A 22,988-nucleotide genomic window follows, 5' to 3' on the forward strand; every position below is an offset into this window, starting at 1 on the left:
ATCTGTGAATTGCTCAAGCAGCTCTTTCGGGATTTTTGGCAGCTCTCGCAACGCGGGTTTCTTTTTGGTTGGCATACATGCACCTCTTACTCATGTTATGCCCGAACACAAAATTTCTGACACCCCCCAATTGAGGGCAGCCCTTAAAGCAAAAGGAGCTGTTCAATGAATAACGAAGAGACGTATCTCACTCCTCAGGTTTTCACCCGCCACAAACTCCCTCTCCACGCCCTGCTCATCCAGAACCAACCCTGGTTCTCTGCCCGCGACCTGGGCCGCCTGCTGCACATTTACCTCAACAAACGCATGCTGCGAAAACTCGACCCCGACCAATACCAAACCCGCAAAACCCTGATCCACAACCAGATCGAAAACACCCTCCTGATCAGCGAATCCGGTATCTACGCCCTCCTCGTCTACCACTACTGCCCCGAATACCGAGCGCTACGCGAATGGCTCACCCATCAGGTTATCCCCACCCTGCGCGACGCCCAGCACCCCACCACAAGCGAACGCCCACAGCTAAGCCTGCTGAATTGGCCCGAGATGTCGTTGAGTTTGCTGCACTGGAATAACCAGCCGTGGATTCGGTTGCAGGATGTGCCGTTGATGGTGGTAGAACGGGAAAAGCTAAAGCGCCCAGAACCGGGCACTTGGTGGAAGAGAGCTTCGCGGATGCTGCAATCGCTATAGGCCCGCATGCCGGAGCTGAGCCCTGCGTAAATCGTAAGTCGACTGAAGATTCATCCAGAACTCAGGTGTGGTGTTGAGGTGGATGGCCAGCCTGATTGCCAGATCGGCGCAGATCCTGAGCTGGCATTTCACAAGCTTCTCGATCTCGGTTTCAGGCCAGTTCGTGGGCGTGGCCAAGTCCATGACCGTCATGCCCAATGGCTCCATGAATTCCTTATTCAGCACCTCGCCCGGATGAATCGGGCGCATACCATTGCGGTCCATTTTTTGCCTCCAGCGGCTGCATTGAGCGGCCAAACTGGAACATCCAATCCAGCTATTCAAGACCTCCGAACCCTTTCGCCGACGTCCTTCAGCAATTTGGGCATGGTCCTACAAGGATTAGCTCTCGCGCCTGATTCTAGCTCTTCTCTCTTTAACCTATGATTCGGCCGTCTGGCAGCAAATCTCAAAATGAGCTCCTCAGAACGCCTCAGATCAGATTCGAGCATTGCTTAAAGCCAGCGGCCTTCAAATCTCGCGGAGCTTCACCATGCAAATGTCAATTTTTCCAATCAGCTTGCCATCACTCCATCACAAGCTAATCTATGGCTTGCAAAGCCGTTGATTTCGTGATTATTGACTGTAGAATGCTCCGATTTTTAAAGTCAAACCTCGTATGCATTGAGAGGAAGGGAAACGAAATGAAGAGATCTGATGACACAAAAATTTATCAAAATGATAAATCGTCACGTCTGGACAACAATCAGAGCTCCAACATTATCGGCTTCGCCGCTTTCAAAGAAAAAAAAGCCGATGAAGAATATAAAAAAGCAATAAATAACATTTTGGCTCGCGCGCAAAAAGTTGACTGGTAACACACCAGTTCCTTTAGCTCGCGCAGGGAAAGGCGCGAAAAATGTCAGCAGTCCCCAAGGAAAGTCATCCTAAAAATAATGACAGCCATTCAAATATTCGAACAATTGGGGAGCGCATAGAAGGTCGCCGCAGCGACGAAATAGTTATTGCGTTCTGCGGTCCCGTAGGCTGTAACCTTGCCGATGTAATACGAACTATTCGAGCTCAGTTCGAAGAGTACGGGTACCTAACCGAACACATTAAGATCAGCGATATAATTAAAGACTATTACAGAGAAAATGGACTACCTCCGAGACTCTCAAAATTGTCGTTGAACCCCTCGCCGGGTAAAGAGCGGTATACAACACTGCAAGACCTTGGAAATGATTTACGTCAACGCTTTGACTCCCAGATATTAGCTGCACTCGCCATGGCAAAAGTAGCCGCAAACCGCGACATCGCCATGCGAAAAAATGATATAGAAAAACCGCCCAAAACGGTCTATATAGTTGACCAGCTAAAACACCCCGAAGAAGCTGAACTATTCAAACTCGTTTATGGAAACATATTTTATCTTATTGGTGTTTTGAGCCCGCAGAATGTCAGGTTCAATTACTTAACAAGAACTGAACGCATACCTGGTCACGACGCACAGTTCCTGATAGATCGGGACAGGGACGAGTTAAGAACTTCATATGGGCAAAAATTAGAAAAAACTGTCCAACTTGCCGATTATTTCATCCGAAACAATCAGGACTCTATTTCAAATCTGCTACATCCCTGCCAACGTTTCGTAGCTCTAGTCCATGGAAAAAATGGTGTAACTCCTACCAAGGACGAATCAGGAATGTATGCTGCCTACTCCGCCTCGTTGAAGTCCGCTTGCTTAAGCAGGCAAGTGGGTGCTGCAATAGCGAACAAAGAGGGCAACATAATTTCTTTGGGATGGAATGACGTACCAAAGTTTGGAGGAGGGCTCTACACTTCAGACTCTAGAAACGATCAAAGATGTATTTACCATGGCGGAAAATGCTATAACGACATTCATAAGTCAGCACTCATTCAAGACATTGTAAAAATTGTTAGCCAAAAAATAACTGTAACCGACGACGTAAAAGACGAGCTAGCAAAACTCATTCAGAAAGAAACCAGAGCAGGATCAATCATTGAGTTTTCCAGAGCTATTCATGCGGAAATGGAGGCTATATTAGGACTCGCGCGCTCGCAAGGAAACTCTACTGACTCCTGCGTACTATATACAACAACATTTCCATGCCACAATTGCGCCAGACATATTATCGCTGCGGGAATCAAGCGTGTAGTTTACATTGAGCCTTACGAAAAAAGTCTCGCATTAGACCTTCATGAAGATGCAATTACAACCGATGAAAACCATGTCGGAAAAACCTTGTTTGAAACATTCTCAGGAGTAGCGCCGAGCAAATATGCATCATTCTTCATAGCTCGCGGCAACAGAAAGGATAGCTCAGGTTCGGCAATTGATATAATCAAAACTGACGCAACGCATATTGGAACAGAGTATCTTGACCCCTATCAAACAATCGAAGGAAAGGTTGTTCAAGACCTAATGTCCAAGGTATCTCCCTCTACACAACCAACTCCCCCTATAGATGTTCCTCCACCGCCGTCCTCTCCTACACCGCCAAGAGCGGCTTAAAAAATGAAGATGGTGAGAATATCTCTCCATCTTCTACTTAAAACTTAAACGCTTGTCGTTTTTTCCATAAAGTAAATCCAAGTAATATTTGGTTTATATTTGTCCTCGTAATCTCCCGCAAAACTCCACGCCCCCTACTACCCTTCAAAAACCCGCAGGAAGCGGCCCCTGACTCAACTCAAGGAACGACCATGTCCCTCGCCATCGTCCACAGCCGCGCCCAGATAGGCGTGGATGCTCCCGCCGTCACCGTCGAAGTTCACCTGGCCAACGGCTTGCCCTCGCTGACCATGGTCGGCCTGCCGGAAGCGGCGGTGAAGGAGAGCAAGGACCGGGTGCGCAGTGCGATCATCAATTCCGGGCTGCAGTTTCCGGCGCGGCGGATCACTCTGAATCTGGCACCGGCGGATCTGCCCAAGGATGGCGGGCGGTTCGATCTGGCGATTGCGCTGGGGATCCTGTCGGCGAGTGTGCAGGTGCCGACGTTGACGCTGGATGACGTGGAATGTCTGGGTGAGTTGGCGTTATCCGGCGCCGTGCGGGCGGTGCGCGGGGTGTTGCCGGCAGCGCTGGCAGCGCGCAAGGCCGGGCGGACGCTGGTGGTGCCGCGGGCGAATGCCGAGGAGGCTTGTCTGGCTTCGGGACTGAGAGTGATTGCGGTGGATCATCTGCTCGAAGCCGTGGCGCATTTCAACGGGCATACACCGGTCGAGCCTTATGTTTCGGATGGGCTGATCCATGCCGCCAAACCTTATCCCGATCTGAATGAAGTACAGGGCCAACTCGCCGCCAAACGGGCGCTGCTGATTGCCGCTGCTGGCGCCCACAACCTGCTGACATTATGATAGGTTACAAAACATCACTGTGATAAAGCGATCGAACATCTGATGACCAGCAAAGCGTACTCCTACATCCGGTTTTCCTCGCCCGAGCAAGCCAAAGGTGATAGCTACAGGAGGCAACGGAAAGCCGCCGAAGAGTATTGCTCAACGCATGGAATAGAGCTCGCCTCATCACGGGAATACACGTTTCTCGATAAAGGGCGGAGCGCCTACAAAGGTCGCCACCTTGATGACGAAGGGCAGTTACGGAGATTTCTCGACCTTGTCGATAGTGGCGCTGTCGTACGTGGAAGCTACTTGCTCGTAGAGTCATTGGATCGCCTCTCAAGGGAAAAGGTGAGTACCGCCCTCCCTCGATTCATGGACTTACTCAACAGCGGCATACGTGTGGTTACGCTGTCGGATAATCGCCTCTACACGGAAGAATTCAACGAACTGGATTTGATTATCAGCATCGTCCACATGAGCAGAGCTCACAACGAAAGTTCAATAAAGGCTCAACGACTGTCGTCAGCTTGGGATAACAAGAAGGCCCTCGCTCGGACACAACTCAAGCCATTAGGTCGGGCATGTCCAGCATGGCTCGAACTAAGGGATGAGAAGTATCAACCTATCCAACAACGTGTCGAAACCATCGGGCTGATCTTCGAGTTAGCAATCGCTGGATACGGACAAGGCGTCATACCACGGATGCTAAATGATCGGCAGATACCTGTCTTTGGTAGTCGCAATAGAAACCACTCTGGGTCATGGGGCACGAGCAGCGTTTCCAAGATACTGAACAACCGAGCACTACTGGGCGAGTACCAACCAACCCATATCGTTGATGGCATTAGAGTAAATGACGGAGACGCTATCCTTGGATTCTTTCCTACAGTGGTTACAGAAGATATATTTTATCAAGCACAGGCAGTGCGAGCTGAACGCAGAACACACAAAACAGGTAAGCAGTCGAAGCGTTTCAATGTTCTACAGGGCGTAATTAAGTGTCATACGTGCGGTGATGCAATGCATATCGTCAACAAGGGTAGACCACCCAAGGGGGCGACTTATATTCAATGTCATTCAGCACGCAAGGGCGTGTGTAAAAATGGTTACATTCGCTTGGAGCGAGCTGAATTTATCCTACGTGAGATTCTCGCGAAGGTTGACTCACTGAGCCTCATACAAACGAGCCAAGGTGAAGCACTCAAACAACTCAAAACAGTGGAAGGAAAACTCGAAACGTTGAGTCAACGACATTCGCAAATGAATGCTGACTACTACGCGTCACCATCAACCGCTGTCGCACGGATGATTTCCAAATTGGAATCAGAGCAATCCGCCCTGCAAACTGAAAAAGAGGCTCTCAAACAAAGCGTGGCGGCCTCTAAAGTCGTATCCAAAGAGCACTTCTTGGAGCGTCTAGACCTAGCCTCATATGAAGGTCGACACGCAGCCAATAGCCTTCTGAAGCGCCTCAACCTGTACATTTTCGCACTTAGCCAGGCACCCACTGAGCAGTCATACTTTGTTTCTGAGAAAAATGAAGTACCGCTACCATTTTCGCCTTCATTTTCCAATCTGCACTTCATTGCCACCCACAGAAAAGAAGGAGTAACGATTCTTGGAATGCGAGACGAGTTAATAGACTTGCAGGTGATACAAGGCGAGTTAACGCCGCTACAGGCACTGCTTGAAAAATCCGAGTCATGGGACGAGCTACCGGACGAAGTCTTCGCAGAGCTTGCCAAGAGAAGATAGCTGCGACTGCATTTGGGATTTGTCCTAAAGCCAGCTCTTGAGCATCCATTTAACGTCAGGCAACCCCAGCCCAAGCCGGGATAGTCCAGGATGATTCAGCAGATGGCGTGGCACGCACAGTGAGCGACTATTGCCGGGCGAATGGTCTACCGGGCTTTAAGAACTGAGTGAAAAGAAAAGCCCGCTCAAAGGCGGGCTCTAGACGTTTGCCTATTCAGGCCGTCAATTCGAGGATATGCTGTCCTTCTGTCAGTAGTTTTATGAAATCCTTTGCGTCAGAGAAGTAGTTCTTAAACGCCATACGAATCTCTTCGTTCGTGTCCGCCTTTACGAGAACAACATCAAGGGTGGGATAGTCCCTCTCCAATCGAAATAGCTCCCTTAATGCATCTGGAGCTTCTTTAAAGCTCCTCACCTCGAGGCTGCCATCTTCTTTGAAAATGAGAATGGAGTTTCGACTGTCTGTGTACACCGTCTCCGAAGAATTCAGCCCTGTAAGGGTTCTGATGATATGAATCTCTTTATCAACAGCTTCAAATCTCTGCAGCAATTCCCCATCACTATAATCAGGAAATGGACCAGTTTTGCTTTCGTGGGCTCTACTGAGAATCTCGCTGGCAAGAGCCATGCAATTTTCATATCTTTTGTCGCCCTGCTGGAACTTTGGCTGACTTTCAGTGATGAAGCCAATAACTTCAACTGCCGTTGCCCACGCATGTTGAACTAGGGTTCTATACTGGATTTCGAGTAACAGCCCACGGTACTGATCACCATTCTTTGACCGCACATCATATGAGTAGACATCGTGGATGCCTCTGTAGCCTGTTTGTTTCGGGCGTTTGATGTAATCGTATTTGTCGGTTTCATTTTTGCGCTTGTGATTGAATCGTGCCTTATGAAAGCTCTCTCGAAACTCATATAGTTCATCAATCGAGCGAAATATGAGGCGACATCCCGCTACATCATCCATGCGGGATAGTTCCATCTTTGGAAGTCGCATCAATTTATGGAAGATCGTGTTCTTGCGTTTATGCCTTTGAGCAACAACGATTTGCTTACCTCGAGTGCGACTTCGCAAGCTCGCTTGGAATGTATTCAAGACGATACGGTGGGCAGCTCGCCACTCATCAATTACGTGCATATCTTCAACGCTCGCACGCTGGTCGCGGATGCTATAGCCAGCAGCATTGACGCGCGATTTCGAGCCCCCCGGAAAACCTACGACCATATCATTCACTTGATTTCGTCCTTGCTGGCAGCAATGCGCGATGGATTCTTGTTGGAGGGTATGAGAGGTGAAAAGAAAAAGCCACCCCTTGGCCCTGCCCAACCGGGAGCCCTTTCCAGACGCCCCCCACTGCCCGCCAAAATTTCTGGTGTTATTCGACAGTCGGTTGATTTTGAAGCACAGAAAATAATAAACCGTAGTTCTGCCTGAGGCGCTAAGCCAAGTGCGACAGGTCCAAATGGAAACCCGAGAAATATAGAAATAACCCTACACGCCTAGAGGCTTGTACAAGGCCGTTGAGGGCACGCCGCTTTACATCAAGCCACGACACCAGAAACAACAAAGCTCGCCTTGAGCGAGCTTGTAGAACCCTCACAGGGGCTAGTTTTTCATAGCCCGTTGCACACTGCTCAGACTCACTCCAAGAGCCTTTGCCACCTTGCGAAATGAGGCTCCATCTTCTGCCATTGCCTTGCGGATGGCTGCATCATCCACCGTCTTCACACGCCCCTTGTAGATACCAGCTGCCTTGGCCTTCTGGATGCCTTCTGCCTGACGTTCACGGATCAATGCACGCTCAAACTGAGCGACGCTGCCCAACAGGCCCAACATGAGTTCCTGCATAGGGCTGGCTTCGCCAGTGAAGTGGAGACCTTCCTTGTGGAACTGCACCGCCACACCCTTGGCAATCATCCCTTTCACTAGAGACAGCAAGTCTTCTAACGAACGAGCCAGACGGTCGATGCTGTGGACGTGGAGAACATCACCCTTGCGGATGTGGCGAAGCATTGCCTGTAGCTCTGGGCGGTCTGTTGTCGCTCCTGACACCCTGTCGGTGAACACTTCATCTAGTGCAACCCCGTCCAACTGACGATCTGTATTCTGGTCAGCCGATGAAACCCGTACATAGCCAATGCTCGCCATATTCCCGCCCTCTGTATTCATTTGGCTCTAGAGGCTGGCATTATGAATGTATTCTAAATGCGAAATCAATCCTATTGAATACAGATTCTGTCGTTTTCAGAAGACGGCTGCACTGAACGTCAGAAGCCGACTGCACTATAGCAGCGGAGGGGTTGGATCCATCAGGCAACGACGGGCTGCTGCCGGCCAATAGCCGACAATGACGACACTGGAAATCCCCGCCTGTGAGCGTCGGCTCAGGGCGGGACAGCGTCATCCAGCTACCTGCGCCACTGACTCAGCCTTGTCCAGCCGGCCGCGCCGCACGAACAGACTGACCAGCCGTTGACGGATCGCCACCTGGAGTTCCGCCAGTTGTTCCGGCGTGATGCGAATTTCACCCGCTCGACGAGCGCAACACCGGCGCCGCCTACGCCAAGAACCGGCGAATCGAACTCAAACTCACGAACCGCTGAGCGCCGCGTCACCGCGCTGCTGCGCCAGCCAGTCGCGCGGGGCGCAGCCCATGCGCACGCGGAAGGCGCGCGCCAGAGCGTTCGGGCTGCCGTAGCCGACGCGGTCGGCCACCACCGCCACCGGCCGCCCCTGCTTGAGCAGGGTGCAACTGACGTTCATCCGCCAGTCGGCCAGATAGTCGCCCGGCGTGACGCCCACCGCGTCCTTGAACGCGGCGGCGAAGCGCGCGCGTGACATGCCCGCCTTCGCCGCCAGCGCCTCGAGCGACCACGCGGTCTGCGGCGCATCGTGCATGGCGGTTATGGCGCGCGCGAGTTTCGGGTCGGCCAGGCCCGCCAGCAGTCCGGTGGCGCCAAGCCGCCCATCCATCAGATAACGCAGCAACTGGATCAGTAGCAACTCGCACAAGCGGTCGATGGCGGCCTGCCGACCGCACTGGTCGCGCTCGGCTTCGGCAAACAGCAGCTCTAGCGTCGGCCCGAGGCCGGGCAAGTCCGCCAGCGGAATCAGCAGCATCGACGGCAAGGCCATGGCCAACGGATTGCCCGTCGAAGCGCCCAGATCGACCTCCGCACACAACAGCTCAGCGGTATCGCCGGGGGCGGCGACAAAACGATGCGACGCCACGCGCGGATAAAACAGCAGGCTCGGCTCGGTAACCAGCAGATCTTCATGCACGGGCGAACGCGCCGTAATCGGGCCGCGCCGCACCAGATGGATATAGCCATGCGGCGCCGCGCAATGATGCTGCCCACAGAAGGCGCCGCTGTGAAAAACGCGCGCCGAAAGCGAGTAGTGCCGGAGCAAGCCGGCCAGTCGATCCGCCATTCCACTCTCCATATAAGACGATAGGTTACGTATTTGATACTTTACGTGCCATATCGTACCAAACAAAGGGCGATCATGCCCACGTGCTCTTGCACCTCACCCACTACGGAGATAGACATGACCCAAATCGCCCCCCTGACCATCGACACCGCTGACGCCGCTACCGCTGCCACACTCAAGGCCGTCAAAGCCAAGCTCGGCGTGGTGCCGAACCTGCTCGCCACGCTGGCCCACGCGCCGGCAGCGCTCAACGGCTACCTCGGCCTGTCCGAAACGCTGGGCACCGGCCGCCTGAGTGCCACCCAGCGCGAGATCGTTGCGCTGGCTGCCGGTCAAGCCAATCGCTGCCAGTACTGCCTGAGCGCACACACCCTGATCGGCAAAGGTGCCGGACTGTCGGCAGAGGCCATCGCCGCGGCCCGCACCGGCCAGGCGGCCAACGCACTTGACGATGCAATTGCCGGCTTTGCCCGCGCGCTGGTCGAGCAACGCGGCGTGGTGTCGGCCGACGCCATGGCCAACTACCGCCGCGCGGGGCTCGACGACGGCCTGATACTGGAAGTGATCGCCAACATCGCGCTGAACACGCTCACCAACTACACCAGCCACATCGCCGACACCACGGTGGATTTCCCCGTGGTCGCCGTCTGATCTCCATAGGCCCGATATGAAAGCGCTACTCAAAGACTTCTCGCTGTCCGCCGTGGTCGCCGGCTTCATCGCGACCGTGATTTCCTACGCCGGTCCGCTGGTGATCATCTTCCAGGCGGCCAAGGCTGCGGACCTGCCGCATGACGTGCTGTCGTCGTGGGTCTGGACGATCTCCATGGGCAGCGGTGTGCTCGGCATTGCGCTCAGCATTCGCTACAAGGTCCCCATCGTCATCGCCTGGTCGGCGCCCGGCTCGGCGCTGCTGGTGACCATGCTGCCCGACATCACGCTCAACCAGGCGGTGGGGGCGTACATCGTCAGCAATGTGGTGGTGTTGCTGGTCGGCCTGTCCGGTGCCTTCGACCGCATCATTGACCGTCTGCCCGCGGCCATCGCGGCGGGCATGCTCGCGGGGATCCTGTTCCGCTTCGGCACTGGCCTGTTCGTCGCAGTCAAGGACCAGCCCTGGCTGGTGCTGGCGATGTTCGGCACCTATCTGTTGTTCAAACGCTCGCTGCCGCGCTATGCGGTACTCGCGGTATTGGTGGTCGGTGTGACTATCGCGATCGCCTCGGGCGAGCTGCGCAGTGAGGCGCTGGTGATCGGGCTGGCGACGCCGGTGTGGATCGCTCCGGAGTTCAGCTGGCAGGTGATCCTCAATATTGCCTTTCCGCTGGTGATGGTGGCGCTCGCCGGGCAGTTCATGCCGGGTATGGCGGTATTGCGCAATGACGGTTACGCAACGCCGGCCAGCCCGCTGATCAGCAGCAGCGCGCTGGGTTCGCTGTTGCTGGCGCCGTTCGGTTGCCACGGTCTGAACCTGGCAGCGATCACCGCCGCGATCTGCACCGGCCGCGAGTCGCACGAAAACCCGCGCAAGCGTTATGTCGCAGGTGTTTCCGGCGGTGTGTTCTATCTGTTGCTGGGGATCTTCGGGGCGACGCTGGTTTCGCTCTTCACGGCTTTCCCCGCGGCGATGATCGCCGCGCTGGCCGGCCTGGCGCTGCTGGCGGCGATCGGTGCTGCATTGTCCGGCGCGATGGCGGTCCCGGCCGACCGCGAGGCGGCGCTGATCACTTTTCTGGTCACGGCGTCCGGCATGTCGTTTCTCGGCCTGTCGGCGGCGTTCTGGGGCTTGGTATTCGGCCTCTGCGCCCACGCGCTGCTCGGGCTGCGACAACGCCGAAGCGCTCCGGCAGTGCCTCTCGCGACGAGCTCCGAGGAGCAGCAGCCGGCACGGTGACCTCAATCTGAGCAGGTAGCTTTTTAGCGTTCCAACCACCCATCTGTCGTTCTTCCGATTTCGTCGGAGGGGCGGCTGCGTGCACCCGAAAAAACAAAAACAAGAGAGCGACACCATGCAGAAAACTCGAATCTCCCGCCTTGCACTGGCCATCGGTACAGTCGCCACGATCCCTGGCGCGTTTGCCGCTGACGGCGGTTTCCTTGAAGACGCCACCGCAACCTTGCAGGCGCGTAACTATTATTTCAGTCGGGATTTCTCCGACATCGTCGGTCCCAATCAGCAGTCAAAGGCCGAAGAGTGGGCGCAGGGCTTCATTCTCAAGGTCAATTCGGGCTTCACCCAGGGACAGGTCGGCTTCGGCATCGACGCCATCGGCATGCTCGGCATCAAGCTCGACAGCGGCGGCGGCCGGATCAACACCGGTCTGCTACCGACTGGCAGCGACGGCAAGGCGCAGGACGACTACAGTCGACTCGGTGCGGCGCTCAAGGTGCGCCTGTCGCAGACCGAGCTGCGCGTCGGCGAGCTGACGCCCAACCTGCCGGTACTCGCCTTCAGCGATATCCGCCTGCTGCCGCCGACTTACCAGGGCGCCAGCATCGTTTCCAACGAAATCACCGGGCTGACTCTGCAGGCCGGCCAGCTGCGCTCGGGAAGCCTGCTGAACGAGGCAGGCGATGGCGAGATGTTCGCCAAGCTCGGCAGTACGCCACGGCTGGGCGGCAATAGAAGCAGCGACCGTTTCCACTACGCGGGTGCCGATTACGCCTTCAACGACAAGCGCACGTCGGTGGGGGTGTGGTACGCGCAGCTGGAGGATATCGAAGCAGTAGAGACATAAGGGCAGCGAATACAAGCATGCTAAAAAAAATGAATATATTATGAAGAGATATGCTTTCCGTCGGCGCTGTCTGGCTTCCAATAAGTATTAAAGCTACCGGTATGGCGAGAAGTTGATTCTGTATCTCAGAAAAAACCTTATTCAGCTTAAGCATAAAGTCAAGCTTTTCTTTCTCTACTTGATCTCTTATTTTTTCAAAAGAAAACTCAGAGACGTATAACTGATAATTCGCATTGACGCGTTCTACAAATTCCGAAAACCGTTTAAGCAGACAGGGAAGTGTTAGTCTGTCGAGCTCATTTGTCTTCAACATTTCAATCAGAACTGATTTTATGATTGAGGACTTTTGTTCTTTATGAATCTGAGCATTAACGAATTCGGCATAAAAATCTTGGCAGCCATCGAGGGGACGGAGATCATTAACGGTGTAGCCTAGAGATAACTCGATTTTCTGGCCATGTAAGAAAATGGCTTTTAACTTTCCTTTCAATACCGAATGATCCGCGACTTTAGCGATTTCTTGGATAAAACGAGCAGTATCTAGATAATACTGTACAATCCGGTCGGGTGCGTTTTCTCCACCCTTGTAGTGGTAGTCAATATCAGACAAATAAAACTCTTTCGGCACGCGTGCTTGGCGAGACGGAGCCGAAATCAAATCTTCCAAACAGCTGGCAAAGATTAAATCATCTTGGGACGGCAACTTAAAAGATAGTTGCTCAATCCTTTGATCGTACTGAGCCTCCAATCCGCTTTTTTCGAGGTCTGAGTGAATACTCGCATATTCTGCCTGCGGAAGGCGACCAGACAGCACCCGGCCAGAAGAAACGGGCCCTGCTATTTTCTTGCTTAAATGAATAGCGAGCTCTAAATCGTTCATCTCATTCTTCGTTGTCTTCTGGATCTATACCTTTCTCTTTTTTTATTCTTGCTATCAGATCGACTGGGGGATTTCTGATGATAATGCTTTCTTCGTCGTCGTCTAGATATACTCTTTCGTTGAATATATCCTCAACATCAAACCCAAGACTTATAGTGCCAAACTTTGTTGTATAGCGCTGCAGTTTCTTAATGCTGCTACTGTGCGGAGAGAAAGTTTCGTGAATCTCAACGTTATTGTCTTTGACATACTCGATAAACGAAGCGGGCTCTTCTGGGTTAATGAACGCTGAAAGTGCTACCAAATGAACTGGTTTGTCATCGTCCTTCATTTCTTTACAGTGTTCGTAAACCTTGGCGCGAATGGATTGGCGCTCCGCCGCGGCGAACTCATTTTCTTCGCAATATGAATCTATCGTTTCGATAAGCTTTTGCGTGTTGTATTTGGAGTCCGTGTAATCAATGCATGCGAGTGCCTGCCTGAAGTATGCGGATGAGTCGCCTTCAGCGCCTGTTCCTTTTTTAATGAAGGAAAGGTAAGGTTGTTCATCGTTTTGCCACTTCTCAATATCGATCCGCGCCGCCTCGCGCAGATTGCTAACATCAAAGAAAAGCGAGTCGTTTAAGTCGAGCGTCGTACTATCTATCCCTACTCCCTCTTTAAGCTTCAGCATCGCAATCAGTAGCCAGTCCCGCCCCTGATTCTCATACCGGATGAACACAGGATAGCTTGTGGTAGTCAACCTGCTGTTCGCCATTTCTGTCGAAATAACTTCGGTGCAAAGTTTACTCATTGCCACCAGATCAGTTTTCCCGGCATGGTAGTCGGTCAGGATCTTAGGGAAGATATGGATCATATGGTTGGCGCCTAGAGTCCCGTAGCCGTTACTGAGTCTCCCATACAGCTTCAGCACATCATCCCCCAGATTCTGAAGTCGATCGTCTAGCGGCAACGGAGTCAGTCGGGGGACCACAGTGGCGCTACCTGGGCCTGACGTGTCTCGGGCTTTCTCAATCCCGTGGATGATGGACTCTGTAATATTCACTGGATTCCCTTCTCTCAGGTGGGGTCGGCTTTCACGCTTTGTTTAGCGGAATGCAAGCTGCTTCTGTGCAGGCCACAGTTAACTACACAACAGTTACGGGTGCTACTCCCAACCTAATTGCCCGCATTTAAGGCTGCAGCCTCTGACAAATCGATCAGGGAATGGCATCAACAGAAGCTGAAATCGTTTCGTGGGCTGCCCCGTTGTGATTGGCCCACCTGTACGTCTCCTTTTGGCCGAGAGCAGACATTGCTGAACCCCATATCAAACTAACTTTTCCCGTCATCCCTCCGACAGTTGGGAAGTGTCACATCCGCTCCCCTAGTTGCAGCGAACCACCCATAGCTGATCCAGCCTGGTCGTGAAACTCTGGCTCATCATGTCCCGTCGCATTCCCCAATCCGGCGTCGTAGTTATTCGGCCTGGTCTCAGGGTATTGCGGCCCCACTTGGCATTGATCGCATCGAGCACGCCCATGACGCGCTCCGAGGCGGCAGGCTGGGTTTCGGTGAAGAGGTCAGCGGTATATTCGCCGCGCTGGCGGAGGTCCATCAAAAGGACCTCGGCCTTGCTGAAAGAGAAGCCGTCCCGATAAACGTGTTCCAGACCTGCAATAGCCGCCCGAGTGATGTGCCGGGTGTCATCAGTGGGGTACGGCAGCTCGCACACTACCCCTTTTGCGAACTTGGGCTCGTCGGGATTGAACATGCCGGTGCGGATGCTCACTCGTACGCGCTTGCACATCGATTGCTGCTTCCGCAGTTTCTCGCTGGCCCTGGCGGGGGGCACCTCAGAAAACGGAAAATAAAGCACGCTAAGGCATAGCTGACCTTGCCAGGCCTGCTTCGCCCTGTAGTGACGCGATCAACGGGCAGGAAACATTCCCCTTTCGTGCATGGCAGGCGCACACGAGTTCAGACAGCACGGTTTCCATGCGCGCCAAGTCGGCCATCTTCTCGCGCACGTCCTTGAGCTTGTGTTCGGCCAGGCTGCTGGCCTCATCGCAGTGGGTGCCATCGTCGAGCCGCAACAGCTCGGCAATCTCGTCCAGACTGAACCCCAGCCGCTGTGCCGATTTCACGAATTTCACCCGAACCACGTCCGCCTCCCCATAGCGGCGGATGCTGCCGTAAGGCTTGTCCGGTTCCGGCAACAGGCCCTTGCGCTGATAGAAGCGGATTGTCTCCACGTTGACCCCGGCCGCCTTGGCAAAAACGCCAATGGTCAGGTTTTCCAAATTATTTTCCATATCGCTTGACTCCGTACATGAGTACGGAAGTAAGGTTACGCTATCCAATCCAAATTCAAAAGGGCCAACGTATGTCTGAACCACAAAACGGGCGCGGTGCGCTCTTCGCCGGCGGGCTGGCCGCCATTCTTGCATCGACCTGCTGCCTGGGGCCGCTAGTACTGGTCGCCCTGGGCTTCTCCGGTGCTTGGATCGGCAACCTGACGGTGCTGGAACCCTATCGACCGTTGTTCATCGGCGCGGCGCTAGTGGCGCTGTTCTTCGCCTGGAAGCGGATTTACCGGCCCGTGCAGGCATGCAAGCCAGGTGAGGTCTGCGCGATTCCGCAGGTGCGCGCCACCTACAAGCTGATTTTCTGGATCGTGGCCGTGCTGGTCCTGGTCGCGCTTGGATTTCCCTATGTCGTTCCATTTTTCTATTAACCAGGAGTTCATCATGAAGAAACTGTTTGCCTCCCTTGCCCTCGCCGCCGCTGTTGCCCCGGTGTGGGCCGCCACGCAGACGGTCACCTTGGCCGTTCCTGGCATGACCTGCGCGACTTGTCCTATCACCATTAAAAAGGCCTTGAGCAAGGTCGACGGTGTTAGCAAGACCGAGGTCGACTTCTCAACCAAGCTTGCCGTCGTAACGTTTGACGATGCGAAGACCAACGTCCAGGCGCTTAGCAAGGCGACGACGGATGTAGGCTACCCATCTGAGCTGAAGAAGTAAGGCAACAAATAACGGCAGCATCGCTAGAACCACGGCAGAGATGCCGCTCAGGCGATTCTGCCGGTCGTCATCGCGTGAGCAGCCTGTAAACGACCCACGGAGCCTGTTCCCTGAAGCGCACAACCGATTCAGTGACCGAGGCGTCGTACTAGTTGGCTTGGGCACAACGGATAAAAGAGAGAGCGGAATGCAAGAGTTAAACGAAGTTGGTTTGAGCGTGGCGGGAATGACTTGCCCAAGTTGTACAAGGCACGTTGAGGACGCGCTGCTGGCGGTCCCCGGCGTAACGCGAGCGGCTGTCGATTATCCATCGAACAAGGCGCAAGTCACAGGCAATAGGCTTGACGTGTCCGCGCTCGTAGCAGCAGTGGGCGCCCTTGGTTACGGTGCTACGCCTACAGACGAATTTGAAAGCAAAGAGCGCAGTGTTGAACAGCCAGGACTCCTTGGCAAAGCCGCCCAGTGGCTGAGCGGCGAGCGCGCGGTGGAGAAACCGGCAGGTCAGCTGCATGTGGCGATCATCGGTACTGGCGGCGCCGCTGTGGCAGCAGCGCTGAAGGCAGCTGAAAACGGTGCCCGTGTCACCCTGATCGAGCGGGGAACTATCGGCGGCACCTGCGTCAACGTGGGCTGCGTCCCTTCTAAGATCATGATTCGGGCAGCGCATATCGCTCATCTGCGACGCGAAAGTCCTTTTGACGTGGGACTGTCGGCAACGCCCCCAGTTGTCCTGCGTGACCGTCTGCTGGCGCAACAGCAGGCCCGTGTGGACGAGCTGCGTCATGCTAAATATGAAAGCATCCTCGAAAGCAATCCGTCGATCAATCTGGTGCGAGGCAGCGCCCGATTCAAGGATGGCCAAACGCTTATCGTGGAAGCGGCAGAAGGTGACACTCGCGAAGTGGCCTTCGATCGCTGTCTCATTGCCACTGGTGCAAGCGCTGCCATCCCGCCGTTGCCTGGTCTTGCAGGAACGCCATATTGGACGTCCACCGAAGCCCTGGTTAGCGAAGCCATTCCTAAACGGCTGGCAGTAATTGGCGCCTCGGTCGTAGCACTGGAACTGGCACAAGCGTTTGCGCGCTTGGGCAGCGAGGTGACGGTCCTGGCCCGGCGCACCTTGTTTGCCAGTGACGACCCTGCCATTGGCGAGGCCGTGACTGCAGCTTTCCGTGCGGAAGGCATCACGGTGCTGACACAGACGCAGGCGAGTGCCGTGACCTATTGCGACCGCCAATTCATCCTGACGACCGCGCAGGGCGAGTTAAAGGTGGATCAATTGCTTGTTGCCACCGGCCGCACGCCAAATACCGCAAGCCTGAATCTCGAGCGCGCAGGTGTGACGTTTGACTCGCAACATCGCATCCTGATCGATCAAGGCATGCGCACGAGTGCTTCGAACATTTACGCAGCTGGCGACTGCACTGACCAGCCTCAGTACGTCTACGTTGCAGCCGCGGCTGGTACCCGGGCTGGCATTAATATGACCGGCGGCGACGTAAAGCTCGATCTCGACGCCATGCCGGCAGTCGTGTTCACCGATCCGCAAGTTGCCACGGTAGGCTACAGTGAAGCAGAGGCCCAGCGCATTGGTCTGCAAACCGAAAGCCGTACGCTCACGCTCGACAATGTGCCGCGTGCACTCGCCAACTTCGATACCCGCGGCTTTATCAAGCTTGTTGCTGAGGCAGGGTCCGGACGCATTCTCGGAGTCCAGGCTGTGACACCGGAAGCAGGCGAAATCATCCAGACTGCCGCGATTGCCATCCGGGCCCGCATGACCGTCCAGGATCTGGCTAACCAGCTTTTCCCTTACCTCACCATGGTTGAAGGTCTCAAACTGGTGGCACAGACTTTTTCGAAGGATGTGACACAGCTATCGTGCTGTGCCGGCTAAACCTTGGGCACCAAAACAGGGACAGAGGAGTTTTTATGTTTTGTGACATCAGACTTAAATTACGCCGTGTACGCGCGTGCTTGACGATCGTACTGGCAAGTACCGCAACGTTAGGCATGCCAAACCAAGCGTTGGCGGCTTATGATTTTTCTAAGCTCGGCGCCGCGATTGAAACATTGTCGCCAGAGACCGTCAGTGATTGGGAAAAGAAGGCCAGGGCTGGCGATGCCATGGCTCAGAACATCATGGGTCTTGCGTACAAATGCGGTATGGGCGTAAAGCAAAACCACGCGGCATCGATCCAGTGGTTCCGCAGGGCGGCCGAGCAGGGTGAAGCCGATGCACAGTTCAACCTCGGGCGCCTCTACGGAAGTGAAGTCGACGGTATGTATAAGAATGGGCGTGCGGCTCCTGCCAACGATGCAGAGGCTTTCAAGTGGTACCGCCTCGCTGCCGAGCAGGGACACACGCAGGCTCAAGTCAGGCTGGCCCAGCTGTTTGCAAAGGGTCTTACCGACATCGCGCCCGACCAGGTGCAGGCATACCAGTGGATGAGTCTGGCCGCAGCGTCGGGAGAACCGACAGCAGCAAAAGTCGTTGCAGACTATGCAGCTCAAATGAAGCCCGAACAGTTACAGCAAGCCCAGCTGCTGGCCGAGGAATGGCAACGCCGGCAAGGCACAAAGTAATTCGTCTTTGTTAAGCGCAGGACGTAACCGCCGAGTAAGGTTTATCCCGGTTGATCGCTGCCCGATATAACAGGTGGAAAATGGACAAGACTATTTATTCCAAAAAGATTGCCGAAAGCCTTTCATCTGGCAATCATCCTAAAGAGTTCGCAACGCTCTTTGTCGCGCTGCTCCGACAGCTAGCGATGGGGGGACCTGTATCACGCGAAAAGCTCGCCGGCGCACTCGGATGGTCTGGAGCGAGAGTTGCAACGGTACTTGAGCAGGCACCTGGTACGGAATATGACGACGAGGCCAATATCATTGGACTGGGGCTGACACTACGTGAAACCTCTCACGTTTTTGAGGTGGATGGCCGTCATTTGTACACATGGTGTGCGCTGGACACCTTGATGTTTCCCGCCTTGACCGGCAAGATTGCCCGTGTCACTTCCCGCTGCGCCGCCACCGGTAGGCCGATCACTCTCACCGTTGCACCAGAAGCAGTGCTTCATGTCGAACCGGCAGAAGCAATGGTTTCACTGCGAACTCCGGATACTTCGCCCGACATTCGTTGTTCGTTTTGCTGTCATGTGCATTTCTTTGCGTCTCCGTCTATTGCAAATTCGTGGGCTTCGACCCACCAAGGGATTGAGGTCGTGCCTGTCGAGAGTGCGTTCGACCTTGGTCATGATGTCGCGCTTAAGCTGCTAGAGGACTGCGAGGAAAGCCCAGTATGAATGCGTACTCGATATCGAAGCTGGCTGATGATGCTTGCGTCAGCGTGCATGTCGTGCGCGACTACATGATACGCGGCTTGTTGCACCCTGCTCGGCGAACCGAAAGTGGCTAGAACATTTTCGATGACAAAACACTCGGAAGGCTGCGGTTTCTCCGCGCAGCCTTCGAGTCCGGAATTGGGCTCGACGAACTGGCGCGACTTTGCAAAGCATTGGACGCAGACGATAGCGAAAGCCTGGACCGATGCGTCGAGCGCGTGCGATGGAAGATCGACGTGCGTCGAACAGTTTTGACTGTCGTCGAGGCCTCTTTGAATGAAATGGCGGCCGGTGCAGCTACTTGAGGTCCGGCCGGTAAAAGCGTTGGAATTAGCCACTTCGTATATAATATATTGATTAATATAGCTTTTTCGATGAATGTTTGACTAAAGCCTTTATCGCGACAGTGACTCCTGAAGCTGCTTAAACTGCCCCTGAATCACCGCTTTTTCCTGAAGAATCAACTTGTTCTCATCGGACAGAACTTCCGCTCTATTCTGAGAGGCTTTCAGATCCGTTTTGGTGACCTCTAATGCTTGGGATAGTACGGCCACCTGCTTATCGGCATCTGCTTTCTGGCTTGCGAGTGCGGCAATATTATCCGCCAATTGTTTGCTTTCATGCTTCCGCTCCCGGTTTTTTGCCGAGGCGTCGTTAAGTTGATGCTCCAAGTTCTGGATATCGGCCACTTGCCTATCCAAGGTGCTTTTGTGCATCGCATTGGCCTGTTCGAGCTCATGCGTTTGTCGTTGTAATTGCGCATTAGTGTCTATCAGCTCGGACGCTCTTGACTCGGCTTGGATGAGCCGGTTTTGCAGGTCTTGAATCTGGTCTTTCAGGCCCCGGTTAACCATCTGGAATTGCTCGCGCTCCTGCTGCCGGTCTTCGGCGGTGCGTTGCTGGTAGGGGGCACCTCAGAAAACGGAAAATAAAGCACGCTAAGCTGTGGAAGCCCCTGCCAAGCTCGTTCCACCTTGCAACGACGCAATCAGCGGACACGAAACATTCCCCTGCCGCGAATGGCAGGCGCACACCAGGTCAGACAGCACAGCCTCCATGCGCGCCAAATCGGCCATCTTCTCGCGCACGTCTTGGAGCTTGTGCTCGGCCAGGCTGCTGGCCTCCTCGCAGTGGGTGCCATCGTCGAGCCGCAGCAACTCGGCGATTTCATCCAGGCTGAAGCCCAACCGCTGGGCCGATTTCACGAATCGCACCCGTGTCACGTCCGCCGCGCCATAGCGGCGAATGCTGCCATAGGGCTTGTCCGGCTCGGGCAACAAGCCCTTGCGCTGATAGAACCGGATGGTCTCCACGTTGACGCCGGCTGCCTTGGCAAAAACGCCAATGGTCAGGTTCTCCAAATTATTTTCCATACCGCTTGACTCCGTACATGAGTACGGAAGTAAGGTTACGCTATCCAATTCAAATAGGAGATGGAACCATGAAGCTCGCCCCATATATTTTAGAACGTCTCACTTCGGTCAATCGTACCAATGGTACTGCGGATCTCTTGGTCCCGCTACTGCGGGAACTCGCCAAGGGGCGTCCGGTTTCACGAACGACACTTGCCGGGATTCTCGACTGGCCCGCTGAGCGAGTGGCCGCCGTACTCGAACAGGCCACCAGTACCGAATATGACAAAGATGGGAACATCATCGGCTACGGCCTCACCTTGCGCGAGACTTCGTATGTCTTTGAAATTGACGACCGCCGTCTGTATGCCTGGTGCGCGCTGGACACCTTGATATTTCCGGCGCTGATCGGCCGTACAGCTCGCGTCTCATCGCATTGCGCTGCAACCGGAGCACCCGTTTCACTCACGGTTTCACCCAGCGAGATACAGGCTGTCGAACCTGCCGGCATGGCGGTGTCCTTGGTATTGCCGCAGGAAGCAGCCGACGTTCGTCAGTCCTTCTGTTGCCATGTACATTTCTTTGCATCTGTCCCGACGGCGGAAGACTGGGCCTCCAAGCATCAAGGATTGGAAGGATTGGCGATCGTCAGTGTCCACGAGGCTTTCGGCTTGGGCCAGGAGTTTAATCGACATCTGTTGCAGACCATGTCATCTAGGACACCGTGATCGGATATCGACCCAATGTTCTACGGCACCGGCATCGGATTCGCAGCGCGCGGATTGAACTCGGCGAAACGGTATATGCATTGCCGTGAACCGACCAAAAGGAGGTGTTCGATGAACGCCTACACGGTGTCCCGGCTGGCCCTTGATGCCGGGGTGAGCGTGCATATCGTGCGCGACTACCTGCTGCGCGGATTGCTGCGGCCAGTCGCCTGCACCACGGGTGGCTACGGCCTGTTCGATGACGCCGCCTTGCAGCGACTGTGCTTCGTGCGGGCCGCCTTCGAGGCGGGCATCGGCCTCGGCGCATTGGCGCGGCTGTGCCGGGCGCTGGATGCGGCGAACTGCGATGAAACTGCCGCGCAGCTTGCTGTGCTGCGTCAGTTCGTCGAACGCCGGCGCGAAGCGTTGGCCAATCTGGAAGTGCAGTTGGCCGCCATGCCGACCGCGCCGGCACAGCATGCGGAGAGTTTGCCATGAACAGCCCCGAGCGCATGCCGGCCGAGACGCACAAACCGTTCACCGGCTACCTGTGGGGCACGCTGGCCGTGCTGACTTGCCCCTGCCACCTGTCCATCCTCGCTGCCGTGCTGGCCGGCACAACCGCCGGTGCATTCCTTGTCGAGTATTGGGTCATCACGGCGCTCGGTTTGACCGGCCTGTTTCTTCTGTCACTGGCGCGGGCGTTGCGGGCATTCAGGGAAAGATCATGAGCGCTTCCCGGCCGGATGGATGGACTACGGCGGAGGGCCCAAGCGTTCGAGCGCGGGCAAGGCTTTCTGTTCGCAAAGCCGATGCCGGCGGCGGCATTCGCCGTCTTCGTCAGTCAATGGAGGGGTGCCACCATGAATGCAAATGATCCGACCGCCACCAGTTGCTGCGTGTGCTGCAAGGAAATTCCGCTCGATGCCGCCTTCACACCGGAAGGCGCGGAGTACGTCGAGCACTTCTGCGGGCTGGAGTGTTATCAACGTTTCCAGGCGCGGGCCAGCACTGCGACCGAAACGAGCGGCGAACCGAACGCTTGCGGTTCGCCGCCGTCAAATTGAGACAAACCACGCTTTCGCTACGTCGCCTCATGTCGGCATCAAATTCGGCTGAGTAGCTTCTCGCCATCTGGACGTAGCTCGCCCTTGGGTGAAATATGCCGATACAGGGTCTGCCGCGTGATGCCAAGTTCCTGGCACAGGTCGCCGACCTTGGTCTCTGACTGCCCCATTGCCGCCATCGCCAGCCGCAGCTTGGCGGCGGTCATCTTGAACGGCCGGCCGCCTTTCCGGCCGCGTGCCCGTGCTGAGGCCAGGCCCGCCACGGTGCGCTCGGCGATCAACTCGCGCTCGAACTCGGCCAGCGCGGCGAAGATACCGAAGACCAGCTTGCCGGCGGCGGTCGTGGTGTCAATGGCCGCGCCGTGCCCGGTCAGCACCTTGAGGCCGATGCCGCGTCCGGTCAGGTCATGGACGGTATTGATCAGATGGCGCAGGTCGCGCCCGAGCCGATCCAGTTTCCAAACGACCAACGTGTCGCCTGGCCGTAGTGCCTTCAGACAGCTCGCCAGACCGGGACGATCCTCGCGTTTTCCGGACGCTTGGTCTTCATAGAGATGCGCCGGATCAACACCGGCCGCGACCAGCGCATCGCGCTGCAAGTCCGTCGCCTGGGAGCCATCCGCCTTCGATACTCGCATGTAGCCAATCAGCATCTTGTACCTGTCA

The 22,988-nt window shown here is 55.2% G+C and carries 25 protein-coding genes and 4 pseudogenes; 18 read left to right on the forward strand and 11 right to left on the reverse strand.

Going from position 1 to position 22,988, the window contains the following annotated elements:
• Positions 1–165 precede the first annotated feature (165 nt).
• Positions 166–693, forward strand: a complete 528-nt coding sequence (locus tag L6D81_RS24410; protein ID WP_236182265.1) for a BRO-N domain-containing protein — start codon at positions 166–168, stop codon at positions 691–693.
• Here L6D81_RS24410 and L6D81_RS24415 read toward each other — a convergent pair.
• Complete coding sequence (locus L6D81_RS24415; protein WP_236182266.1) at positions 688–957, reverse strand: HigA family addiction module antitoxin; 270 nt, start codon at positions 955–957, stop codon at positions 688–690. The genes L6D81_RS24410 and L6D81_RS24415 overlap by 6 nt on opposite strands.
• 419 nt (positions 958–1,376) lie before the next feature.
• Between L6D81_RS24415 and L6D81_RS24420 the strand changes: the two genes are divergently transcribed.
• The 4 genes and pseudogenes from L6D81_RS24420 (at position 1,377) to L6D81_RS24435 (ending at position 5,793) form a co-directional block, all read left to right on the forward strand.
• Positions 1,377–1,550 (forward strand): hypothetical protein, encoded by a 174-nt coding sequence (locus tag L6D81_RS24420; RefSeq protein ID WP_165369534.1) that lies wholly within the window; start codon positions 1,377–1,379, stop codon positions 1,548–1,550.
• Between the two features lie 41 nt (positions 1,551–1,591).
• The gene (locus L6D81_RS24425) at positions 1,592–3,208 is read left to right on the forward strand and encodes an anti-phage dCTP deaminase (RefSeq protein WP_236182267.1); all 1,617 of its coding nucleotides are present in this window, start codon (positions 1,592–1,594) and stop codon (positions 3,206–3,208) included.
• Positions 3,209–3,399: 191 nt separating this feature from the next.
• Positions 3,400–4,044: pseudogene (locus tag L6D81_RS24430) on the forward strand (magnesium chelatase domain-containing protein); the annotation flags it as partial.
• Positions 4,045–4,095: 51 nt separating this feature from the next.
• Positions 4,096–5,793 carry a recombinase family protein gene (locus L6D81_RS24435; protein ID WP_236182268.1) on the forward strand — a complete coding sequence of 566 codons (1,698 nt, stop codon included), beginning with the start codon at positions 4,096–4,098 and terminating at the stop codon, positions 5,791–5,793.
• A 214-nt stretch (positions 5,794–6,007) separates the two neighbouring features.
• On the opposite strand, the gene L6D81_RS24440 is transcribed toward L6D81_RS24435, so the two are convergent.
• The 3 genes from L6D81_RS24440 to L6D81_RS24450 form a co-directional block, all read right to left on the reverse strand.
• Positions 6,008–7,021: a RelA/SpoT domain-containing protein gene (locus L6D81_RS24440; RefSeq protein WP_236182306.1), complete on the reverse strand. Its 1,014-nt coding sequence runs from the start codon at positions 7,019–7,021 to the stop codon at positions 6,008–6,010.
• Positions 7,022–7,402: 381 nt separating this feature from the next.
• Positions 7,403–7,945, reverse strand: coding sequence for a recombinase family protein (locus L6D81_RS24445; RefSeq protein WP_236182269.1), 543 nt, complete (start codon positions 7,943–7,945; stop codon positions 7,403–7,405).
• Between the two features lie 441 nt (positions 7,946–8,386).
• Positions 8,387–9,229, reverse strand: a complete 843-nt coding sequence (locus tag L6D81_RS24450) for a helix-turn-helix transcriptional regulator (RefSeq protein WP_236182270.1) — start codon at positions 9,227–9,229, stop codon at positions 8,387–8,389.
• 75 nt (positions 9,230–9,304) lie between these two features.
• On the opposite strand from L6D81_RS24450, the gene L6D81_RS24455 reads away from it, so the two are divergent.
• From L6D81_RS24455 to L6D81_RS24465, 3 genes and pseudogenes are all read left to right on the forward strand, one after another.
• Entirely contained in the window at positions 9,305–9,880 is a 576-nt protein-coding gene (locus L6D81_RS24455; RefSeq protein ID WP_445009271.1) for a carboxymuconolactone decarboxylase family protein, read from the forward strand.
• Positions 9,881–9,896: 16 nt separating this feature from the next.
• The gene (locus L6D81_RS24460) at positions 9,897–11,123 is read left to right on the forward strand and encodes a benzoate/H(+) symporter BenE family transporter (protein ID WP_236182272.1); all 1,227 of its coding nucleotides are present in this window, start codon (positions 9,897–9,899) and stop codon (positions 11,121–11,123) included.
• A 115-nt stretch (positions 11,124–11,238) separates the two neighbouring features.
• Positions 11,239–11,949: pseudogene (locus tag L6D81_RS24465) on the forward strand (OprD family outer membrane porin); the annotation flags it as partial.
• Here L6D81_RS24465 and L6D81_RS24470 read toward each other — a convergent pair.
• From L6D81_RS24470 to merR, 4 genes and pseudogenes are all read right to left on the reverse strand, one after another.
• Positions 11,897–12,847 carry a hypothetical protein gene (locus L6D81_RS24470; RefSeq protein WP_236182273.1) on the reverse strand — a complete coding sequence of 317 codons (951 nt, stop codon included), beginning with the start codon at positions 12,845–12,847 and terminating at the stop codon, positions 11,897–11,899. The pseudogene L6D81_RS24465 and the gene L6D81_RS24470 sit on opposite strands and share 53 nt — an antisense overlap.
• 1 nt (position 12,848) lies before the next feature.
• Positions 12,849–13,892, reverse strand: a complete 1,044-nt coding sequence (locus tag L6D81_RS24475) for a nucleoid-associated protein (RefSeq protein WP_023446890.1) — start codon at positions 13,890–13,892, stop codon at positions 12,849–12,851.
• A gap of 321 nt (positions 13,893–14,213) precedes the next feature.
• A pseudogene (locus L6D81_RS24480) lies at positions 14,214–14,672 on the reverse strand (DUF4113 domain-containing protein); the annotation flags it as partial.
• Positions 14,673–14,706: 34 nt separating this feature from the next.
• Entirely contained in the window at positions 14,707–15,141 is a 435-nt protein-coding gene (gene merR, locus L6D81_RS24485) for an Hg(II)-responsive transcriptional regulator (RefSeq protein ID WP_236182274.1), read from the reverse strand.
• A gap of 71 nt (positions 15,142–15,212) precedes the next feature.
• Between merR and L6D81_RS24490 the strand changes: the two genes are divergently transcribed.
• The 6 genes and pseudogenes from L6D81_RS24490 to merD (L6D81_RS24515) all read left to right on the forward strand — a co-directional run bounded on the left by L6D81_RS24490 (position 15,213) and on the right by merD (L6D81_RS24515) (position 19,501).
• Positions 15,213–15,563, forward strand: a complete 351-nt coding sequence (locus L6D81_RS24490) for a mercuric transport protein MerT (protein ID WP_001294663.1) — start codon at positions 15,213–15,215, stop codon at positions 15,561–15,563.
• A 13-nt stretch (positions 15,564–15,576) separates the two neighbouring features.
• Positions 15,577–15,852 carry a mercury resistance system periplasmic binding protein MerP gene (gene merP, locus L6D81_RS24495; protein WP_011405607.1) on the forward strand — a complete coding sequence of 92 codons (276 nt, stop codon included), beginning with the start codon at positions 15,577–15,579 and terminating at the stop codon, positions 15,850–15,852.
• 187 nt (positions 15,853–16,039) lie between these two features.
• Positions 16,040–17,749 (forward strand): mercury(II) reductase, encoded by a 1,710-nt coding sequence (merA, locus tag L6D81_RS24500; protein ID WP_011405608.1) that lies wholly within the window; start codon positions 16,040–16,042, stop codon positions 17,747–17,749.
• Positions 17,750–17,784: 35 nt separating this feature from the next.
• Complete coding sequence (merG, locus tag L6D81_RS24505) at positions 17,785–18,438, forward strand: phenylmercury resistance protein MerG (protein WP_011405609.1); 654 nt, start codon at positions 17,785–17,787, stop codon at positions 18,436–18,438.
• Positions 18,439–18,518: 80 nt separating this feature from the next.
• The gene (merB, locus tag L6D81_RS24510; protein WP_011405610.1) at positions 18,519–19,157 is read left to right on the forward strand and encodes an organomercurial lyase MerB; all 639 of its coding nucleotides are present in this window, start codon (positions 18,519–18,521) and stop codon (positions 19,155–19,157) included.
• A pseudogene (gene merD, locus L6D81_RS24515) lies at positions 19,154–19,501 on the forward strand (mercuric resistance transcriptional repressor MerD). The gene merB (L6D81_RS24510) and the pseudogene merD (L6D81_RS24515) overlap by 4 nt, the downstream one beginning before the upstream one ends.
• A gap of 90 nt (positions 19,502–19,591) precedes the next feature.
• Here merD (L6D81_RS24515) and L6D81_RS24520 read toward each other — a convergent pair.
• Positions 19,592–20,050 (reverse strand): hypothetical protein, encoded by a 459-nt coding sequence (locus L6D81_RS24520; RefSeq protein WP_011405611.1) that lies wholly within the window; start codon positions 20,048–20,050, stop codon positions 19,592–19,594.
• A gap of 84 nt (positions 20,051–20,134) precedes the next feature.
• On the reverse strand, positions 20,135–20,569 hold the full coding sequence (locus L6D81_RS24525; protein ID WP_010981353.1) for a mercury resistance transcriptional regulator MerR: 435 nt from the start codon (positions 20,567–20,569) through the stop codon (positions 20,135–20,137).
• A 68-nt stretch (positions 20,570–20,637) separates the two neighbouring features.
• On the opposite strand from L6D81_RS24525, the gene merB (L6D81_RS24530) reads away from it, so the two are divergent.
• From merB (L6D81_RS24530) to L6D81_RS24545, 4 genes are all read left to right on the forward strand, one after another.
• Positions 20,638–21,276: an organomercurial lyase MerB gene (gene merB, locus L6D81_RS24530; protein WP_000761850.1), complete on the forward strand. Its 639-nt coding sequence runs from the start codon at positions 20,638–20,640 to the stop codon at positions 21,274–21,276.
• Between the two features lie 111 nt (positions 21,277–21,387).
• Entirely contained in the window at positions 21,388–21,753 is a 366-nt protein-coding gene (gene merD / locus L6D81_RS24535) for a mercury resistance co-regulator MerD (protein ID WP_000995361.1), read from the forward strand.
• Positions 21,750–21,986 (forward strand): broad-spectrum mercury transporter MerE, encoded by a 237-nt coding sequence (gene merE, locus L6D81_RS24540; protein ID WP_005413392.1) that lies wholly within the window; start codon positions 21,750–21,752, stop codon positions 21,984–21,986. The genes merD (L6D81_RS24535) and merE overlap by 4 nt, the downstream gene beginning before the upstream one ends.
• A 132-nt stretch (positions 21,987–22,118) precedes the next feature.
• Positions 22,119–22,322 carry a DUF3330 domain-containing protein gene (locus tag L6D81_RS24545; protein WP_005413391.1) on the forward strand — a complete coding sequence of 68 codons (204 nt, stop codon included), beginning with the start codon at positions 22,119–22,121 and terminating at the stop codon, positions 22,320–22,322.
• Positions 22,323–22,360: 38 nt separating this feature from the next.
• Here the strand turns inward: L6D81_RS24545 and L6D81_RS24550 are convergent, their stop codons facing one another.
• Entirely contained in the window at positions 22,361–22,975 is a 615-nt protein-coding gene (locus tag L6D81_RS24550) for a recombinase family protein (protein WP_010981357.1), read from the reverse strand.
• Positions 22,976–22,988: the final 13 nt, after the last annotated feature.

It is taken from the genome of Pseudomonas sputi, assembly GCF_021603585.1.
Classification (GTDB): Bacteria; Pseudomonadota; Gammaproteobacteria; order Pseudomonadales; family Pseudomonadaceae; genus Aquipseudomonas; species Aquipseudomonas sputi.

What these genes read in the sequence shown, in the direction of transcription:
- L6D81_RS24410 (WP_236182265.1), top strand. Translation starts at nt 166, where the DNA reads ATGAATAACGAAGAGACGTATCTCACTCCTCAGGTTTTCACCCGCCAC.
- L6D81_RS24415 (WP_236182266.1), bottom strand. Translation starts at nt 957, where the DNA reads ATGGACCGCAATGGTATGCGCCCGATTCATCCGGGCGAGGTGCTGAAT.
- L6D81_RS24420 (WP_165369534.1), top strand. Translation starts at nt 1,377, where the DNA reads ATGAAGAGATCTGATGACACAAAAATTTATCAAAATGATAAATCGTCA.
- L6D81_RS24425 (WP_236182267.1), top strand. Translation starts at nt 1,592, where the DNA reads ATGTCAGCAGTCCCCAAGGAAAGTCATCCTAAAAATAATGACAGCCAT.
- L6D81_RS24435 (WP_236182268.1), top strand. Translation starts at nt 4,096, where the DNA reads ATGACCAGCAAAGCGTACTCCTACATCCGGTTTTCCTCGCCCGAGCAA.
- L6D81_RS24440 (WP_236182306.1), bottom strand. Translation starts at nt 7,021, where the DNA reads ATGGTCGTAGGTTTTCCGGGGGGCTCGAAATCGCGCGTCAATGCTGCT.
- L6D81_RS24445 (WP_236182269.1), bottom strand. Translation starts at nt 7,945, where the DNA reads ATGGCGAGCATTGGCTATGTACGGGTTTCATCGGCTGACCAGAATACA.
- L6D81_RS24450 (WP_236182270.1), bottom strand. Translation starts at nt 9,229, where the DNA reads ATGGCGGATCGACTGGCCGGCTTGCTCCGGCACTACTCGCTTTCGGCG.
- L6D81_RS24455 (WP_445009271.1), top strand. Translation starts at nt 9,305, where the DNA reads ATGCCCACGTGCTCTTGCACCTCACCCACTACGGAGATAGACATGACC.
- L6D81_RS24460 (WP_236182272.1), top strand. Translation starts at nt 9,897, where the DNA reads ATGAAAGCGCTACTCAAAGACTTCTCGCTGTCCGCCGTGGTCGCCGGC.
- L6D81_RS24470 (WP_236182273.1), bottom strand. Translation starts at nt 12,847, where the DNA reads ATGAACGATTTAGAGCTCGCTATTCATTTAAGCAAGAAAATAGCAGGG.
- merR (WP_236182274.1), bottom strand. Translation starts at nt 15,141, where the DNA reads ATGGAAAATAATTTGGAAAACCTGACCATTGGCGTTTTTGCCAAGGCG.
- L6D81_RS24490 (WP_001294663.1), top strand. Translation starts at nt 15,213, where the DNA reads ATGTCTGAACCACAAAACGGGCGCGGTGCGCTCTTCGCCGGCGGGCTG.
- merP (WP_011405607.1), top strand. Translation starts at nt 15,577, where the DNA reads ATGAAGAAACTGTTTGCCTCCCTTGCCCTCGCCGCCGCTGTTGCCCCG.
- merA (WP_011405608.1), top strand. Translation starts at nt 16,040, where the DNA reads ATGCAAGAGTTAAACGAAGTTGGTTTGAGCGTGGCGGGAATGACTTGC.
- merG (WP_011405609.1), top strand. Translation starts at nt 17,785, where the DNA reads ATGTTTTGTGACATCAGACTTAAATTACGCCGTGTACGCGCGTGCTTG.
- merB (WP_011405610.1), top strand. Translation starts at nt 18,519, where the DNA reads ATGGACAAGACTATTTATTCCAAAAAGATTGCCGAAAGCCTTTCATCT.
- L6D81_RS24520 (WP_011405611.1), bottom strand. Translation starts at nt 20,050, where the DNA reads ATGGTTAACCGGGGCCTGAAAGACCAGATTCAAGACCTGCAAAACCGG.
- L6D81_RS24525 (WP_010981353.1), bottom strand. Translation starts at nt 20,569, where the DNA reads ATGGAAAATAATTTGGAGAACCTGACCATTGGCGTTTTTGCCAAGGCA.
- merB (WP_000761850.1), top strand. Translation starts at nt 20,638, where the DNA reads ATGAAGCTCGCCCCATATATTTTAGAACGTCTCACTTCGGTCAATCGT.
- merD (WP_000995361.1), top strand. Translation starts at nt 21,388, where the DNA reads ATGAACGCCTACACGGTGTCCCGGCTGGCCCTTGATGCCGGGGTGAGC.
- merE (WP_005413392.1), top strand. Translation starts at nt 21,750, where the DNA reads ATGAACAGCCCCGAGCGCATGCCGGCCGAGACGCACAAACCGTTCACC.
- L6D81_RS24545 (WP_005413391.1), top strand. Translation starts at nt 22,119, where the DNA reads ATGAATGCAAATGATCCGACCGCCACCAGTTGCTGCGTGTGCTGCAAG.
- L6D81_RS24550 (WP_010981357.1), bottom strand. Translation starts at nt 22,975, where the DNA reads ATGCTGATTGGCTACATGCGAGTATCGAAGGCGGATGGCTCCCAGGCG.